17 protein-coding genes are annotated in these 16,286 nt (G+C 74.3%); 10 read left to right on the forward strand and 7 right to left on the reverse strand.

Features of this window, described 5'->3' with window-relative positions; translation table 11 throughout:
- Positions 1-64: 64 nt before the first annotated feature.
- From ACFPIJ_RS25435 to ACFPIJ_RS25445, 3 genes are all read left to right on the forward strand, one after another.
- Positions 65-1,039, forward strand: coding sequence for a FecCD family ABC transporter permease (locus ACFPIJ_RS25435; protein WP_380117908.1), 975 nt, complete (start codon positions 65-67; stop codon positions 1,037-1,039).
- Positions 1,040-1,059: 20 nt separating this feature from the next.
- Positions 1,060-2,073, forward strand: coding sequence for a FecCD family ABC transporter permease (locus tag ACFPIJ_RS25440; protein ID WP_380117910.1), 1,014 nt, complete (start codon positions 1,060-1,062; stop codon positions 2,071-2,073).
- A gap of 112 nt (positions 2,074-2,185) precedes the next feature.
- Positions 2,186-3,004, forward strand: a complete 819-nt coding sequence (locus ACFPIJ_RS25445; RefSeq protein WP_380118133.1) for an ABC transporter ATP-binding protein — start codon at positions 2,186-2,188, stop codon at positions 3,002-3,004.
- Between the two features lie 179 nt (positions 3,005-3,183).
- On the opposite strand, the gene ACFPIJ_RS25450 is transcribed toward ACFPIJ_RS25445, so the two are convergent.
- The gene (locus tag ACFPIJ_RS25450) at positions 3,184-3,597 is read right to left on the reverse strand and encodes an NUDIX domain-containing protein (RefSeq protein ID WP_380118136.1); all 414 of its coding nucleotides are present in this window, start codon (positions 3,595-3,597) and stop codon (positions 3,184-3,186) included.
- A gap of 59 nt (positions 3,598-3,656) precedes the next feature.
- The gene (locus ACFPIJ_RS25455; RefSeq protein ID WP_380117912.1) at positions 3,657-5,258 is read right to left on the reverse strand and encodes an MFS transporter; all 1,602 of its coding nucleotides are present in this window, start codon (positions 5,256-5,258) and stop codon (positions 3,657-3,659) included.
- 131 nt (positions 5,259-5,389) lie between these two features.
- Here ACFPIJ_RS25455 and ACFPIJ_RS25460 point away from each other — a divergent pair, with 131 nt between their 5' ends.
- From ACFPIJ_RS25460 to ACFPIJ_RS25470, 3 genes are all read left to right on the forward strand, one after another.
- Positions 5,390-6,676 (forward strand): alpha-hydroxy-acid oxidizing protein, encoded by a 1,287-nt coding sequence (locus ACFPIJ_RS25460; protein WP_380117914.1) that lies wholly within the window; start codon positions 5,390-5,392, stop codon positions 6,674-6,676.
- A 185-nt stretch (positions 6,677-6,861) separates the two neighbouring features.
- Entirely contained in the window at positions 6,862-7,950 is a 1,089-nt protein-coding gene (locus tag ACFPIJ_RS25465) for an acyltransferase family protein (protein WP_380117916.1), read from the forward strand.
- A gap of 92 nt (positions 7,951-8,042) precedes the next feature.
- Positions 8,043-8,924 (forward strand): discoidin domain-containing protein, encoded by an 882-nt coding sequence (locus tag ACFPIJ_RS25470; RefSeq protein WP_380117918.1) that lies wholly within the window; start codon positions 8,043-8,045, stop codon positions 8,922-8,924.
- Between the two features lie 39 nt (positions 8,925-8,963).
- On the opposite strand, the gene ACFPIJ_RS25475 is transcribed toward ACFPIJ_RS25470, so the two are convergent.
- Complete coding sequence (locus ACFPIJ_RS25475) at positions 8,964-9,965, reverse strand: ADP-ribosylglycohydrolase family protein (protein ID WP_380118138.1); 1,002 nt, start codon at positions 9,963-9,965, stop codon at positions 8,964-8,966.
- A gap of 46 nt (positions 9,966-10,011) precedes the next feature.
- Positions 10,012-10,326: a hypothetical protein gene (locus ACFPIJ_RS25480; protein ID WP_380117920.1), complete on the reverse strand. Its 315-nt coding sequence runs from the start codon at positions 10,324-10,326 to the stop codon at positions 10,012-10,014.
- A 159-nt stretch (positions 10,327-10,485) separates the two neighbouring features.
- On the opposite strand from ACFPIJ_RS25480, the gene ACFPIJ_RS25485 reads away from it, so the two are divergent.
- A complete protein-coding gene (locus ACFPIJ_RS25485) occupies positions 10,486-11,742 on the forward strand; it encodes a PQQ-dependent sugar dehydrogenase (RefSeq protein ID WP_380117922.1) in 1,257 nt (418 codons plus the stop codon).
- A 32-nt stretch (positions 11,743-11,774) separates the two neighbouring features.
- Complete coding sequence (locus ACFPIJ_RS25490; protein WP_380117924.1) at positions 11,775-12,413, forward strand: pentapeptide repeat-containing protein; 639 nt, start codon at positions 11,775-11,777, stop codon at positions 12,411-12,413.
- Between the two features lie 101 nt (positions 12,414-12,514).
- Here ACFPIJ_RS25490 and ACFPIJ_RS25495 read toward each other — a convergent pair whose 3' ends face one another.
- Positions 12,515-13,636 carry a glycoside hydrolase family 53 protein gene (locus ACFPIJ_RS25495; RefSeq protein ID WP_380117926.1) on the reverse strand — a complete coding sequence of 374 codons (1,122 nt, stop codon included), beginning with the start codon at positions 13,634-13,636 and terminating at the stop codon, positions 12,515-12,517.
- Positions 13,637-13,797: 161 nt separating this feature from the next.
- Here ACFPIJ_RS25495 and ACFPIJ_RS25500 point away from each other — a divergent pair, with 161 nt between their 5' ends.
- Positions 13,798-14,151, forward strand: coding sequence for a hypothetical protein (locus ACFPIJ_RS25500; protein WP_380117928.1), 354 nt, complete (start codon positions 13,798-13,800; stop codon positions 14,149-14,151).
- Between the two features lie 25 nt (positions 14,152-14,176).
- Here ACFPIJ_RS25500 and ACFPIJ_RS25505 read toward each other — a convergent pair whose 3' ends face one another.
- Complete coding sequence (locus tag ACFPIJ_RS25505; RefSeq protein WP_380117930.1) at positions 14,177-15,022, reverse strand: class I SAM-dependent methyltransferase; 846 nt, start codon at positions 15,020-15,022, stop codon at positions 14,177-14,179.
- A gap of 76 nt (positions 15,023-15,098) precedes the next feature.
- On the opposite strand from ACFPIJ_RS25505, the gene ACFPIJ_RS25510 reads away from it, so the two are divergent.
- On the forward strand, positions 15,099-15,557 hold the full coding sequence (locus ACFPIJ_RS25510; RefSeq protein ID WP_380117932.1) for a helix-turn-helix domain-containing protein: 459 nt from the start codon (positions 15,099-15,101) through the stop codon (positions 15,555-15,557).
- A 153-nt stretch (positions 15,558-15,710) separates the two neighbouring features.
- Here the strand turns inward: ACFPIJ_RS25510 and ACFPIJ_RS25515 are convergent.
- Positions 15,711-16,286 (reverse strand): FtsX-like permease family protein (locus ACFPIJ_RS25515; RefSeq protein WP_380117934.1); only part of this gene is annotated, 576 nt, incomplete at its 5' end.

The raw sequence follows: 16,286 nt of genomic DNA on the forward strand, positions 1-16,286 counted from the left end.
CTTCGAGGTTCGTAAGGTTAGCCTCACCTAAGTTGATCGTGTCAAGCCACCCGGGAGCTCCTCCGTGCAAGGTGTCCACAGAGGACGCTGGCTGGTCGCCGCCGTCGGCCTGCTCGCCCTGACCCTCGCCGCGAGCCTCGCGATCGGTGCCCGGTCCCTCGCCCCGCTCGAGGTCTGGCACGGCCTCACCGGCGCGGGCGACGGCGCCGTGGTGCGGCAGCTGCGGCTGCCCCGCAGCGCGCTGGGGCTGCTCGTCGGCGTCGCCCTCGGCCTCGCCGGCGCGCTCATGCAGGCGCTGACCCGCAACCCCCTCGCCGACCCGGGCCTGCTCGGCGTCAACGCCGGCGCCGCGGCCGCGGTCGTGTCGGCGATCAGCTTCCTCGGCGTGGCCGACCTGGCCGGCTACATCTGGTTCGCCTTCGCCGGCGCGGCGCTCGTCACGGTCGCGGTCTGGGCGATCGGTGGCGGCGCGACGGCCACCCCGGCCGGCCTGGCGCTGTCCGGCACGGCCGTCACCGCGGTGCTCTACGCCTACGTCACCGCGGTGCAGCTGCTGGACACCGCCGCACTGGACCGGATGCGGTTCTGGACCGCGGGCTCCCTGGCAGCGGCGGCGCCTGGCACCGCGACACTGATCCTGCCTTTCATTGCGGCGGGTGTACTGGTCACCGCCGCGCTCGCCCGCACCCTCAACGTCCTCGCGCTGGGCGACGACGCGGCCCGCGCGCTGGGCACGAACCCGGCCAGGATCCGGGCCGCCGCGGCCGTCGCCGTCGTGCTGCTGTGCGGGGCGGCGACCGCCGCGTGCGGCCCGATCGTCTTCCTCGGCCTGATGGTCCCGCATCTGGTACGCCCACTGACCGGCCCCGACCTGCGCTGGCTCCTCGCGTTCTGCGCGGTCCTCGCACCGGCGCTGCTGCTCGGCGCCGACGTCCTCGGACGGGTCGTCGCGCGGCCCGGCGAGCTGCAGGTCGGCGTCGTCACCGCGGTCGTCGGCGGCGGCTTCTTCCTCGCCGTGGTCCGCCGGAGGCGGGCATGACCAGGTCGCCGGAGGCGGGCATGACCACGTCTTTGCAGCGCCGGCCGAGTGCCGCCGCCCGGGCCCGCTGGACGGGTGGCGCCTTCGCGGTCCTCGCGGTCGTCGTCGCGGTGTACGCCGTCGGCAGTGGCGACTACCCGATGACCTTCGCCGAGGTGGTGCGCACCCTCGCCGGCCACGGCTCCCCCGCCGACGCGTTCATCGTCAACGAGATCCGCCTGCCGCGGGTCGTCACCGGCCTGCTCGCCGGCGCCGCGCTCGCCCTGTCCGGCGCCGTCTTCCAGTCCCTGGTCCGCAACCCGCTCGGCAGCCCCGACGTACTCGGCTTCACCCAGGGCGCGGCGGCCGGCGCCCTCGTCGCCGTCGTCATCGTCGGCGGGGGCGCCGCCGCGGTCGCCGGCGGGGCGGTCCTCGGCGGCATCGCCACCAGTGCCGCCATCCACCTGCTCGCCTGGCGCGACGGTGGGTACGGCCACCGCCTCATCCTCGTCGGCATCGGCGTCGCGGGCGTGCTCACCGGCGTCAACAGCTACCTGCTGACCCGCGCGCAGATCATCGACGCGGCCCGCGCCGTGCTGTGGCTCACCGGCAGCCTCGACGGTCGCGGCTGGGGCAACGCCGCCACCGTCGCCGTCGCGGTCTGCGTCGTCGGGCCGGCCGTCGTCGCCTGCGGGCGGCCGCTGCGGACGCTGGAGCTCGGCGACGACCCCGCCCACGCGCTCGGTGTGCGGGTCGCCTCGGTGCGGTTCGGCGCGCTCGCCGGCGCGGTGCTGCTCAGCGCCGCCGCGGCGGCCGCCGCCGGGCCGGTCGCGTTCGTCGCGCTGGCCGCGCCGCAGCTCGCCCGGCGGCTCACCGGCGCGCCCGGCCCCAACCTGGTGCCGTCGCTGTGCCTCGGCGCCGCCCTGCTCACCGCCGCCGACATCGTGGGGCAACGGGCGGTTCCCGGCCATCAGATCCCGGTCGGTGTCGTGACCGGCCTGCTCGGCGGCGGGTACCTCATCTGGCTCCTCGCGCGTAGGAGGAACGATGGCTAGAGTGCGGCGCGGAGCGGCGCATGGGGGGTGTGGGGTGGCGCAGCCCCCCACGGAACCGCGGGGCGCCAGCCCCGGGGAGCCGGAAACTGCTGAAAGGCTGTTCGGCGAGAGTCTGACCCTCGGCTACGACGGCAGGACAGTCGTCTCGGATTTGACCGTGCCGATCCCCGACCGGTCCTTCACCGTCATCGTGGGCCCGAACGCATGTGGCAAGTCCACGCTGCTGCGGGCCCTGGCACGCACGCTGCGGCCCCGCGCCGGTGCCGTGCTGCTCGACGGGCGGGACATCAGCACCCGGCCGACCCGCGAGGTCGCCCGCACCCTCGGGTTGCTGTCACAGTCGGCGGTGGCGCCGGCCGGGATCACGGTCGCCGACCTCGTCGCGCACGGCCGCTACCCGCACCACGGGCCGCTGGGCCGATGGACCGCCGCCGACGGGCAGGCGGTGCACGACGCGATGCTCGCCACCGGCGTCGCCGACCTCGCCGCGAGACCCGTCGACGAGCTGTCCGGCGGGCAGCGGCAACGGGTGTGGATCGCGGCCGCGCTCGCCCAGGACACGCCGTTGCTGCTGCTCGACGAGCCGACCACGTACCTCGACGTCACCCACCAGGTCGAGGTCCTGGAGCTGTGCGCCCGGCTGCACCGGGACCGGGACCGCACGCTCGTCGCGGTGCTGCACGAGCTGAACCTGGCGGCCCGCTACGCCACCCACCTCGTCGCGATGCGCGACGGGCGGGTCGTCGCGGCCGGGCCACCGGCCGACGTGATGACGGAGCCGATCGTCGAGGCCGTGTTCGGGTTGGCCTGCCGGGTCATGCCGGACCCGGAGACGGGAACCGCGATGGTGATCCCGCGTCGTGCGCCCGCTGCCGCCGGATCCGGCGCACCTGCCGCTCGACCCGGACCTCCTGCAGCAGCGTCACCGTAGCCACCCCGGCGAGCGAACCGACGAACCACAGCACGGGCGCGGTGACGACCGCGGCGGCGACGGACAGCAGCACGAGATGCCTCCCAGCAGTCGGAGCACTCCATGATGGGCACCGGCCGTTGCGGCCCGGTTGCCGGCTGGTCACGCCCCGGAAAGGCCGTCCCGCTCAGGAAAGGCCGTCATGCCCCAGGCCGGCCGTCCCGCCACGGACCGTCCGGGACGAGCGCGGCCAGGACCTCCAGCAGGTGTGGCGGCTCCAGCGAGTCGGGCAGCGAGGCCAGCTCCGACCACTCGACCCAGGCGTGGGTCTGGAGGTTGACCTGCTCGTCCGGCAGCAGCCCGGCCCGGCCGATCACGGGCCGGTCGCCGGCGAACCGGGCGAGGAAGAAGTGCTCGGTGCCGACATACCGGGTGCCGTTCCACCACAGGTCCCGCTCCACAGGCACCGGACCGTCCTGCACCGTGGCCGGGTCCAGCCCGGTCTCCTCGGCCAGCTCCCGCCGCGCCGTCTCGAACGGCGTCTCGCCTGCTTCCATGCCGCCGCCGGGCGGTTCCCACAGCAGGTGCCCATCGGACGGATCCCGCCAGTGCATGAGCAGCACGCGGTCGGCGGCGTCCAGGCAGATGATTCGGGCGGCGGGCCGGAACTTCGTCACGCCCCGACGCTACTTCCTTTCCCATGATCCGGAGTACCCGCGAGCGGCAGCAGGTGCCGGATCACCGGTGGGCCGTCGGCGAGCGCGGCGGCCGCCCGTTCCTGCGCCTGCTCGTCGCGGGTGAGCCGGAGGTGGTGCTGGCGCAGGTGTTCGTCCCAGGACGGCACCAGGAACGCCTCCACGTAGCGGTCCGGCACCTCGCCCTCGCGGAAGAGCCGGTAGCGGCTGGCGCCCGTGCGGCGGCGGGCCTGCTCGACCGGGGCCATCGCGTCGACGAACGCGTCCTGCCGGTCCGGGCGCACGCTGTACGTCACGGTCACCAGCACCGGACCGGCCACCGGTTCGGGTTCCATGATGAGGTGCGGCTCCGGCCAGTACGCCGCGGGTTGCTGGTTGACGCCCCTGGTGTCCGGCAACGGCCAGCGGGCCGCCGTGAGCACCCCGGCCACCAGCATGCCGGCCGCGGCCAGGAACGCGACCGGCAGCCCGAAGAGGTGCCCGAGGAGCCCCCAGCAGCCGGCCGCGACGGCCTGCCCGCCGATGACGGCGACCTGGTAGACGGCCAGGCCACGGGCCCTGACCCAGGCCGGCAGGAACAGCTGGATCTGGGCGTTGACGTTGGCGAGGATGGCGACCCAGGCGACCCCGGCCGGCACCAGGCACAGCATCAACGGCACCGGGCGGCGCAGCACCGCCATGGCGACGAGCGTGCCGGCGTAAGCGAGGCTGGCCACGGCGACCGTCCGGTTCGTCGACGGGCCGGCCGGCAGGCGGGGCAGCAGCACCGCGCCGAGGATCGCCCCGACCCCGAGCGCACCGAGGAGCAGGCCGTAGCCGTCGGGTCCGAGCCGCAGGTCCCGCCCGGCGAACAGCGGCAGCAGCGCCCAGATCACGGTCGCCGGCACGACGAACAGCACCGCCCGCAGCAGGATCCGGCGCACCACACGGGTGTGCCGCACGTAGCGACCACCGGCGGAGATCGCCGCCGTGAACCGTTCCCGGTCGTCGGCGACCCCCTTCGGGCCGATCCGGCCGAACACCAGCAACGTCACGAACGCCAGCGCCGCAACGGCGTTCAGCGCGAACACGGTGGTGGCGCCGGTCACCGCGACGATCAGCCCGGCGATGGCCGGTCCGACGGCACGGGCCACGTTGACGCTGATCGCGCCGAGCGCCGCCGCCTCGACCAGCTCGCCGCGCGGGACCAGGTCCGGGATGAGCGCGCCGATCGCCGGGGCGGACAGGGCCGCGCCGACGCCGAGCGCAAACGTCGACATCAGCAGCAGCCCCGGCTCCAGGCCACCGGTCGCATCGAGCACCGTCATCATGACCGCGACCCCGGCGATGAACAGCTGCGCGCCGATCAGCAGCCGGGTGCGGTTGACGATGTCCGCGAGCGCGCCGGCCGGCATCGCCAGCAGCAGCACCGGCAGGGTCGTCGCCGTGTGGACCAGCGCGACGAGCGCTTCGCCGCCCATGTCCGCGACGAGCGTCCACTGCGCGCCGACGATCTGCATCCAGGCCCCGAGGTTCGTCGCCGCCGTGCCGATCCAGAGCATCCGGAACGCCCGTACCCGCAGCGGGGACCATGCCGCCACCGGCCGGGCATCCGCCGAGATGGCCGCCACCCCAGGCCGCTACCCCGTCCGGCCGCCCGCGACCCCTGTCCCGGAGGTTTTTCTGCGGTCCCGCTGTCCTCCGGGACAATCGTTGGCCAGTATGGGCAACCATGACGAGCACTCCAGGCCCCGGGCGGGTCAGGCAGAACGCCATCTACCGCGCCGGGGTCCTGGGCCGGGCGCCGTCCGTGCCCACCGACGCGGCCGAGCTCGAACGGCGGGCCAGGAAGGCCATGTCGCGGAAGGCCTGGGCGTACGTGGCCGGCGGGGCGGGCGGCGGGGCGACCATGCGGCACAACCGGACGGCGTTCGAGCGGTGGCGGATCGTGCCGCGGATGCTGCACGGCGTCACCACCCGCGACCTGTCCACGACGGTGCTCGGCACGCCGCTGCGGGCGCCGGTGCTCCTCGCGCCCGTCGGCGCCGGCGCGCTCATCACCCCCGACAGCGACGTCAAGATCGCCGAAGGCGCGGCGGCGGCCCGGGTGCCGTACATCTTCTCCAGCCAGGGCTGCAGTCCGATGGAGCGCACCGCCGCCGCGATGGGCGACACCCCGTTCTGGTACCAGCTGTACTGGTCCACCGACGAGCCCCTCGTCGACTCGATGATCCGACGGGCCGAGGACTGCGGCGCGCGGGCGCTGGTCGTCACGCTCGACACGACGCTGCTCGGCTGGCGGCCGCAGGACCTCAACCTGGGTTCGCTGCCGTTCGCACGGGGGCTGGGCATCGCGCAGTACACCTCCGATCCGCGCTTCGGTGAGCTCGTCCGGGAGCGCATCGCCGCCGCGGCCGGCCGGCGAACCGAGCGGCCCAGGGTCACCCTCTCGGCCCTGCGGGCCCTGCTGTCGATGGCCCGTGAACACCCCGGCGGCACCGGCGCGAACCTGCGCTCCGCCGAGCCGCGGGCGGCGGTCGAGACGTTCCTCGACATCTACTCCAATCCCGGCCTGAGCTGGACCCACCTGGAGACGCTGCGGCGGCGCACGACGCTGCCGATCCTGCTCAAGGGCATCCTGCACCCCGACGACGCCCGGACCGCCGTCGCCGCGGGCGTCGACGGGATCATCGTGTCCAACCACGGTGGCCGGCAGGTCGACCACGCGATCGCGGCGCTCGACGCGCTCGTCGCCGTCCGCGCCGCCGTCGGACCGGACCCGACGGTGCTGTTCGACAGCGGCATCCGGTCCGGCGCGGACGCGTTCGTCGCGCTCGCCCTGGGCGCGGACGCCTGCCTGCTGGGCCGGCCGCACCTCTACGGGTTGGCGATCGCCGGCGCGGACGGGGTGCGCCAGGTCATCGAGAACACCGTCGCGGAGCTGGACCTGACGATGGCCCTCGTCGGCGTCCCGGACGTCGCCGCCGTCACGCGGGACCTGCTGGTCTTCGCGCCCTGAGTGCTCCTACCCAGGTGGATCTGAGTAGGACGGCGCAGGTCACCGCGCCGCTCCGCGGCGACCCTGGATCCCATGGGGAAGCGTCGCTCTTTCGACAGTCTTCAACCCAACGCCCCTGCTCATGCGTGCTCTCGCGGTAGAAGCCGGCCGATGGAGGTCGATGGACTGACGCGAGGGGACCCGATATGAGCGACACACTGCAGCTGAGCACCACCGCGACCACCGCACCGGAGCGGCCGCCGCGACCGCGCGAGTCGTGGGCGGACGTGGCCAAGGGCGCCTGCATCCTGCTGGTCGTGCTGTGGCACGTCATCACCAAGAACTATCTGCAGGTCGACTGGCGGCTGTCACTGCCGCTGCCCGGCGCCTGGGGCCTGCTCGGCGAGCAGCTGCTGCCGCTGCGGATGCCGCTGTTCTTCGCCATCTCCGGCATGTTCGCCGCCGGCGCGGTCGGCCGGTCGTGGCGGGTCCTCGGCCGGTCGAAGGTGGCGAAGTTCGGCTACCTGTACGCCGCCTGGCTCCTGATCCACACCGCGGTGCTGGCGCTGGTGCCCGACTTCGACACCGCCCGGGCCGGTGGGCCGCTGGAGCTGCTGGAGCAGCTGACGATCACGCCGTCGAACCTGTGGTACCTGCTGGCGCTCGCCGTGTACTTCACCGTCGCGAAGGCGGTGCGGCGGCTGCCCACGACCCTGGTCCTCGCGGTCGCCCTGGCGCTGTCCGTCGTCGTCGCCGCGGACCTCCTGGCCACCCCGGGCAACCGCGGCGGGCTGCTGCAGAACCTCGTGTTCTTCCTCGCCGGGCTGCGCCTGCGGCCGGTCGTGGAGGACCTCGCCCGCGCCGCCAGCTGGCGGCGGCTGGCCGTGCTCGGCGGCGGCTACGCGGCCGGCCTGGTCGTGCTGCGCCTGCTGCCCGTCACCGGCCCCCTGGTCAGCGTGGTCGCGGTCGCGTTCGGGGTGACCGCGGCGGCCCTCGCCGCGCGGTCGCCGGCGGTGGCCCGGGTGCTCGGCGACATCGGCCGGCGGACCCTGCCGATCTACGTGCTGCACATGCCGGTCCTGGCGGTCTGCCACGCGGTGCTGATCGGGCCGATGGACCGCGCGGACCCGCCGATGCAGCTGCTGCTCGCCGCCGCCGAGCCGGTGCTGCTGACGGTCATGGTCACCTGGTTCTGCCTGGCGCTGGAGCGCAGCCTGCCGGCGGCGCTGCTCGACCTGCCGGCCCGGGCCACCCGCGTCGCCGCCGTCCCCCGGCAGTCCGGGCCGGTGCGCTGACGCCCGTCAACCGGCGTTCCCCAGCGGTGGCGGCCCGGCGGCCCTAAGCTGCCGAACCGGCGGGGTGATCACACCGGAGGGAGGGCCATCCGGTGACGAACGAGGACGCCGAGCCGCCCCGCCTGGTCCGGCCGTACGTGGCCGGGCCGGCACCGGACCCCCTGGAGTCCGCCGGACCGGTCGTGGGGGCGCACCGCCCTCCTCCACAGCCGTCCGGGCCGCGGCGGCGCACCGGCGCCCAGAGCGGCCCGGTCGACCGGCCCGGGGCCGACGAGCGGCCGCGCGCCGGACCGGGGCGGCGACGCGCCGTCGTGATCGCCCTGACGGCGGCCGTGACGGTGATCGCCGCGCTGCTGGCGGTCGCCGTCCTCACCGGCCGCGACCGCACGGACCGGACCGGCGCGGCGCCCTCGGCGCTGCCGGCGCCACAGAACACCGGTGACCGGCCGGGCGCGACACCGGAACCGTCCACGCCGGGGCCGTCCAGCGCGGCCGCGACGCCCAGCGCCATCAGGACGCCGGCGCGGACCGGCACGGCGAAGCGGTCGGCGTCGACTGCCGGTACACCTGACGCGGCAGCGAACCCCGGCGGAACCGATCTGGCACTCGGCCGGCCCGCGACGGCATCCTCCGTGGAGGGTGAGGCCTACGCGCCGCGGTTCGCGGTCGACGGCGACCCGGGCACCCGGTGGAGCAGCGCGTTCAGCGACCCGCAGTGGATCAGCGTGGATCTGGGCCGGCTGTGGCTGGTCACGCGGGTCGTGCTGCGGTGGGAGGCGGCGTACGGCGTCGAGCACGACCTCGCGGTCAGCGCCGACGGCACGACGTGGCGCAGGGTGTGGCGGACGGGTGAGGGCGCCGGCGGGGTGCAGGACGTGCGGATCGCCGCGACGCCGGCCCGGTTCGTGCGGATGACCGGGACCCGGCGGGTCGGCCAGTACGGCTACTCGCTCTTCGCCTTCGAGGTCCGCTGAAGCCTTTTCGAGGTCTTTTCGCGGCCCGCTGAGCGTCGGTCAGTCCCAGGCCTGGCCGAGGTGGGCCAGCTGGCCGGCGTATTCGATGCGGTCGAGCCAGGCCGGCGGCCACGCGGCCATGCCCCGCTCGGCGCCGATGAACGCGCCGGCCAGGCAGGCGATCGAGTCGGAGTCGCCCGAGGTGGTGGCGGCGCGGGCCAGCGCGGTCACCGGGTCGTCGGCGTGCCGCACGGCGCACAGCAGGGCCGTGGCGAGGGCCTCCTCGGCGATCCAGCCGGCGCCGGTGGCCGCACACGGGTCGCTGCCGTCGTCGGGCCGCGACAGCGCAAGGTCGAGGCGGTCGAGCACGGCGACGCACTCGTCCCAGCCGCGGCTGATGAAGTCCTCCGGGCTGGTCACGGCCGGCTGCTGCCAGAGCGTGCCGAGCCACTCGCCGCGGTAGGTGGTGCGCTGCGACCGGCACCGGTCGCGCAGCGCCGCCGGCAGCGCCGCAAGGCCGGCGCCGTCGCGCAGGATCCGGACGGCGTACGCGGTGAGCTCGCTGGCGGCGAGGGCGGTCGGGTGGCCGTGGGTCATGGCGGCCTGCAGCTGCGCCACCCCGGCGAGCGTGTCCAGGTCGTAGCCGGCGACGAGCCCGACGGGCGCGACCCGCATGTTGGCGCCGCAGCCCTTGGAGCCGGCGACCGTGGCCTCCACCCAGGGCAGCCCCTGCGCGAGCCCGCCGCAGGCGCGCAGGCAGGTCATGCCGGGTGCCCGGTTGTTGTCGGGGCTGTGCGCCCACTCGACGAACCGGACCCGCAGCAGCGGCTCCAGCACGGCCGGGGTCGGTTCGGGCGCCTCCAGCAGCGCCCAGCCGACGGCAAGGGTCATCTGCGTGTCGTCGGTGACGAGCGCGGGGTGACCTTCCAGGTCGCGGGGGCCGCCGGGGCCGTATCGCTCCTCGATCGCGGAGACCGTCATGAACTCGGTCGGTTTGCCGAGCGCGTCACCGTACGCCAGTCCGAACAGGCACCCTGAGGCCGAAGTCGACACGCAGTGGATCGTAGCGGCCCCGGCAACGTCCGCCGGGGCCGTTCCGGGCGGTCGGCTATCGCAGCGGGTCCGCGAGCGTCGCCGGCGTGGCGGGGCGGCGCGGGGCCTTCGGCGCGGCGGTCGCCGGGGTGGCGGTCGCCGGGGTGGCGGGCTTCGTCGAGACCGGTCGGCTGATCGTGGCGGGCGTGGCCGGCACCGGCTCGCCGGGGGTCGTCGCGAGGTTCTTCGCCGTCGCCTGCGCCTGCGCGAGGGTCGGGTTGGCACGCAGCTGCCGGGCGCCCTCGACGATCTGCTCGTACTTGCCACGGCCGGCCCGGGTCCCCAGCACGTAGCCGGCGGCGAGTCCGGCGGCCAATGTCAGCAGTCTCATCCTGGTCTCCCTCGAAGGTGCGTGGCTCGACTCCCCGCCGTGGTGCCCGCCCCATTGGCCCCTCAAACCCCCCGTGACGATCCCTCCACGGAGGTGACGCCCCCCGCCGCGGAATTCGTGATCGTGCAGGGAGGCGATGTTCGAAGGAGGCGCCGGTTCATGGGGACACCCCTTCGCACGGTCGCCCTGTTGCTGGCGTTCGGCATCCTCGGCGGCTGCACGTCGGACGCCCCCGCCAAACCGCCGCCGTCCAACGCCCCGGGGGTGGTCGACCCCACGGACTTCAGTCTCGGCCCGATCAACCCGTCGGCGAGCGGCGACGCGGCGGTGTCGGTCAGCACCGTTGCCCGGCACCTGGACATCCCATGGGGATTGACGTTCCTGCCGGACGGCAGCGCGCTGGTCACGGAGCGCCGGACGCTGCGGATCCTGCGGGTCGGCCCCAGTCGGGCCGCGAACGGTTCGCTGACCGTGACGCCCGTGACGAAGATCAGCGAGGCGACCGCGGACAACGAGGGTGGGCTGCTCGGCATCGCCGCGTCGCCACGGTACGCCCTGGACCAGACCGTCTACATCTACTACACGACCGACATCGACAACCGGATCGCGAAACTGAAACCCAACGAGCGGCCCAGACCGATCGTCACCGGCATCCCCCGCGGCGGCATCCACGATGGCGGCCGGCTCGCCTTCGGCCCCGACGGGTACCTCTACGCGACCACCGGCGAGGCATCGCTCACCGATGCCGCGCAGGACCTCAGCAACCTCGGCGGGAAGGTCCTGCGGATGACCGTGGACGGCAAACCCCCGCCGGGCAATCCGTTCCACGGCTCGCTCGTCTGGTCCTACGGCCACCGCAACCCGGAGGGCATGGACTGGGACGCCGCCGGCAACATGTACGTCGCGGAGATCGGCCAGGCGGTCTGGGACGAGCTGAACGTGATCCGGCCCGGCGGCAACTACGGCTGGCCGCGCGTCGAGGGGATCGGCAACAACCCGAAGTACATCGATCCCGTGGTGGCCTGGCATCCGGAGGTCGGGGTCAGCGCCGGCGTCGCCGTGCTGGGCGGCACCGCCATCGTCACCTGCCTGCGCGGGCAGCGCATCTACCTCGTCGGCGTCGAGGGCGTCGGCAAGCAGGAGGCCGAGCAGCAGGCGGGCAGCCGCCCCTCGGAAGGCGCGGGCCCGGACACCCTCGGGGTCCGCTGGCGGCCGAGCGCCGGGGTGACGAAGCAGCCCGCCGAGGCCCTCACCATGAAGTACGGCCGGCTGCGCACCGCCATCAAGGCGCCGGACGGCAGCGTCTGGCTCACCACCTCCAACCGCGACGGCCGCAACCCAAGCGGACCGACCGTCGAGGACGACCGGATCCTCCGGCTGACGCTGCGCCCGGTCGCGGCGCCGGGCCCGCGTTGACGCTCCGCCTGACGCTGCGGGGAAGGCGGAGGGTGGCGGCCGCCTGCCTCGCCGTCGCCGTCGTGCTCGGCGTCGTCCTGCTGGTGCGGGCGCGATCCGGCGAGACGCACGGCAGGCGCTGCACGGATCCGGGCGCCGTGTCGATGGCCGGCCGGGTCGTCGTCGACTCTGACCTGTCCCAGCGGAAGCTGCGCTGCGCCGACCTCGAACGCTCCACTGTGGAGGGTTTCGTCCGGGAGGCGAACCTGAGCGGGTCCAACCTGCACGCGGCGCACCTGCGGTCGGTGTCGATGGAGAACGTCGACCTGACCGGGGCGGACCTCACCGACGTCGCCGCCCGCGACGCCACGCTCACCGGGGTCGAGCTCGGCCGGGCCGACCTGCGCCGCACGGCGTGGCAGGGCAGCACCTTCACCGACGTGGGACTGCGCGGGGCGGTGCTGCGCGGGGCGGACCTGCGCCGGACCGAGATCCGCCGGTCCGACCTCGGCGGCGCGGACGCCCGCGACGCCGACCTCACCGGTGCCTGGCTGGTCGACACCGATCTGCGCGGCATCCGCCTCAAGGGCGCCGTCCTGACGGACACGACCTGGGTGAACGTGGTCTGCCCCGACGGCACGAAGTCAGCCGGTGACCGGCACGACGGCTGTGCCGGCCACTTGAACGTTTAGGTCAGCCGATCTCTTGAACGTCTGGATCAGCCGGTCTCTTGAACGTCTGGATCAGCCGGTCTCTTGAACGTCTGGATCAGCCGGTCTCTTGAACGTCTGGGTCAGCAGGTGCGGAACACGTCCAGCGCGGGCAGGGCCCGGCCGTCGAAGTCGAACAGCGCCTGGTTCTCCCAGCCGTTGCCCGAGGTCGGGTCGGCCGGGTCCCAGCCCGCACCGGTCACCGCGGTCCAGGTCGGCTCCCAGTAGACGACGCCGAGCCCGCGCGGTACCGACGAAACCACGTCGCAGATCGCCCGCAGCGCGTCGGCCTGCCCCCGGGTCGTGGCGGGATGTCCACCGGCCGCGGCCAGTTCCGCGGTGAAGATCTGCGGGGTCGGGTCGTCCTCGGCGGTGGTGAACCCGTAGGCCGTCTCGGCGACGAGGACGTCCTTGCCGTACCGGGCGGACAGGTCGGCGAGGTTGGCCCGCAGGCTCTCGGCGGTGCCGTGCCAGTACAGGTAATGCGACACCGCGATGACGTCGAACGGCACGCCGAGCGCGGTGGCGTTGTCGAACCACCAGCGGTGCCCGCCGTTGTTGCCGCCCTCGGCGAGGTGCAGCACCACCCGGGTGCGGTTGGAGACGGCCTTCGCGACGGTGGCCCCGGCGGTCAGCAGCGCGGCGAGGTTGGGCCAGTTGTCCCAGCGCCCGTCGGGCCAGAGCAGGCCGCCGTTGATCTCGTTGCCGATCTGGACGAAGTCCGCCGTCGTGCCCTGCCGGTGCAGGGCGTGCAGGACGTCGTAGGTGTGGTCGCGCACGGCCGCCTTGAGCTCCTCGAATGCGTAGGTCGCCCAGGCGGCGGGCTTGTTCTGCTTGCCGGGGTCGGCCCAGGCGTCGGAGTAGTGGAAGTCGATGAACAGCCGCATGCCGCGGGCCTTGGCCCGGGCCGCCATCCGCAGCACCTTCGCCTTGGTGTTGTAGCCGTCGGCCGGGTTCACCCAGACCTTCAGCCTCGCGACATTGACGTCGTGCTCGCGCAGGATGGTGAGCGCGTCGGCGCGGCGCCCGTCGGCCCGGCGGTACACCGCGCCGAAGTCCTCGTTCTTGGCCAGGGTCGACACGTCGGCGCCGCGAACCGCCAGCCGTTGCCGGGGTTTCGGGTTGGCGGCCGACGTCGCGGACGGTGTGGCGACTGCGGCGACCGGCGCTGCCGCGGCGGCGGCCAGCATGGTGCGTCTGCGCATCGGGTGTCCTCACCTAGACTGTGAACGCTCCCAGTACCGAACTGCATGATGCTGCCTAACTGCCGCAGAAATCAAGTGTTGTGACTGGGAGCGTTCACGGGACTGCGGCAACACCTCGGGCGCGGTACGTTGGTGCCCCGGGGTCGGATCAGGGGGCGATCATGCGATGGCGTGTTCCGATGGCGGCGCTGGCCACGATCGTGGCGCTGCTGGCGTTCGTGGTCCTGGCGCCACGGTTCGCGAAAGGTCCGGGGGCGGCCGAGGGGGGCGAGATGCCGTTCGAGCTCTACACCCATTGCGGCATCGACGAGGCGTTCTTCGACGGCCGGTACTACGAGGCCGCCGAACCGTTGTCGGACGGCAGCGGCAACCCTCCGCCGGGCTGGGGCAACCCGAGCCAGGACGGCACCATCCGGGTCATCTCCGCGACGGAGGCCCGCTTCCACAGCGACGCCGGCGACGTGCTGCTGCGCGTGCGCCCCGGCGCGACCGGGTTCAAGCGCCTCTGCGCGTGACGGGCGGAGGCAGTCGCACGTGCGCTCAGGCCGTCTCGCGCGTGCCGTTCGGCGCTGCGGCGTCGACCTGCCAGCAGGCGGCGGTGAAGCGGACCTCGTCGCCGTGCACGTAGGGGTCGAACGCGGCCCGGACGGTGTCCACAACCCGGGCCCGGGTCTGCTCGTCGGCGCCGCCCAGGACCATGCCGAGCGGGCCGAGCCGGGTGAAGTAACGCACCAGGTCGTGCTCCGGCAGCACACAGGCGACGTCGACCGGCCGGAGGTCGACCCCGTCCCAGCCGGCCCGGGCGAGGATGTCACGGACCCGTTCCGGGTCGGCGAACGCGAACTGTCCCGGCTCGTCGGGCCGGCGCACCGGCAGGTCGGGCACGAGCGGCGCGGCGGCCCGCTCGGCGGTCGTCATGAACGGGTTCTCCGCGACGCCCCGCCACACGACCGCCCGCAGCGCGGCGCCGGGCGTCGCGGCACGGCGCAGGTTGGCGAAGGCGCGCACCGGGTCGGCGAAGAACATGACGCCGAAGCGGGAGATGACCGCGTCGAAGCCGGCCGGCGCGAACCCGTGCTCCTGCGCGTCGGCGTGCACGAACGCCACCGGCACGCCCGCACGCTCGGCGCGGGCGCGCGCGGCGGCGACCATCGGCTCGGCGATGTCCACCCCCACGCAGCCGGCCCCGCCCCCACCGAGCCGCCGGGCCACGGCGACCGTGGTGCTGCCCGTGCCACAGCCGACGTCGAGCACGCTTCCGGCGCCGACCGCCGCGACCTCGTCCACCAGGAGGTCCTCGAAGGGCTGGAACAGCTCGTCCAGCATGGCCTGCGCGTCGATCCAGGCCTGCCCGGCCGTGCCGCTCCAGCGTGCCGTCTGGTTCATGTCTCGTCTCCCGTGGTTGCGGTGTACCCGGTCAGGATGCGACGGTGTCACTTCAAGCCGACTTGAGGTCAACCCGATGACGAACCTGGACATCGCCGAGGTGGCGCGCCGCGCCGGCCTGCCCGCCTCGACCCTGCGCTACTACGAGGAGAAGGGCCTGATCGCGTCGTCCGGCCGGGCCGGGCTGCGCCGCCAGTTCGATCCCGGCGTGCTGCAGCGGCTGGCGTTGATCGCCCTGGGCCGCACCGCCGGGTTCTCCCTCGACGAGATCGTGCTCATGTTCGGCCCGGACGGGCAGCCCCGCATCGACCGCACCATGCTCACCGCGAAGGCCGCCGAGCTGGACGCCACGATCGGAAAGCTCACCGTCCTGCGCGACTCGCTGCGGCACGCCGCCGCCTGCCCGGCGCCGAGCCACCTGGAGTGCCCGACCTTCCGCCGCCTCATCCGCGCGGCCGAGTCGGGCGCCGTCGACCTCCCCCGGCCCGGGTCGCCCCGTCAACGCCCACGGAAGCCCCGCGACGCGGTCACCTGACGCCCGCACCCGACCGAGACCGTCAGCCCTCGGCCTGGTCGAAGCCGCGCATCGGCCACCCCGACGACCACGGGACGACTTGGCTCAACGCCGGCCGCGACGAAACGGCCGCGGGCGGCGCGCCGGGCGAACAGCACGCACCGCCCGTCCGGGTCAGGTCTCCTCGGCGAGGAGCTGCGCGGTGGGGAGGCGTTGCAGGAGGGCAGCCGGGACCAGGGCGGCGCAGGTCGCCAGGACCGCGCCGGCCGCGACCGCCAACCCGGCCGTGGTGAGCAGGCCACCGCTCAGCTCACCGACGAGCCAGGCGGCACCGGCGACGCCGAGGCCGGCGCCGAACGCACCGCCGAGCACGCCGATGCCGAGGCCCTCGGCCGCGACGAGCCTCGCCAGCGACGCCGGCGTCCAGCCGGTGGCGCGCAGGGTGGCGAGTTCGGCGGCGCGGTCGCGGATGTTCAGATACAGCACGTCCGCGACGGCGAGGGCGCCGAGCAGGATCGTGGCCGCGACCGCGATCGTGTCGACGGCCCTGACCCGCAGGGACACCGCGTCGCCGAGGAGGGTGCCGACGATGGCGCCATGGAAGGTGTACGTGATCGCGCCGAGCACAGTGGCGGCGGCGATGCCGATGGCGAGCGCGCCGGCGCCGAGTATCGTCCGGCCGGGGACCCGCACCAGGTTGAGCAGGCCCATGGTGAGCGGGCCGCGGGGGCGGCCGGCGCGGCGGGGGCG

This window comes from Dactylosporangium cerinum (assembly GCF_042653625.1).
Taxonomy (GTDB): domain Bacteria; phylum Actinomycetota; class Actinomycetes; order Mycobacteriales; family Micromonosporaceae; genus Dactylosporangium; species Dactylosporangium cerinum.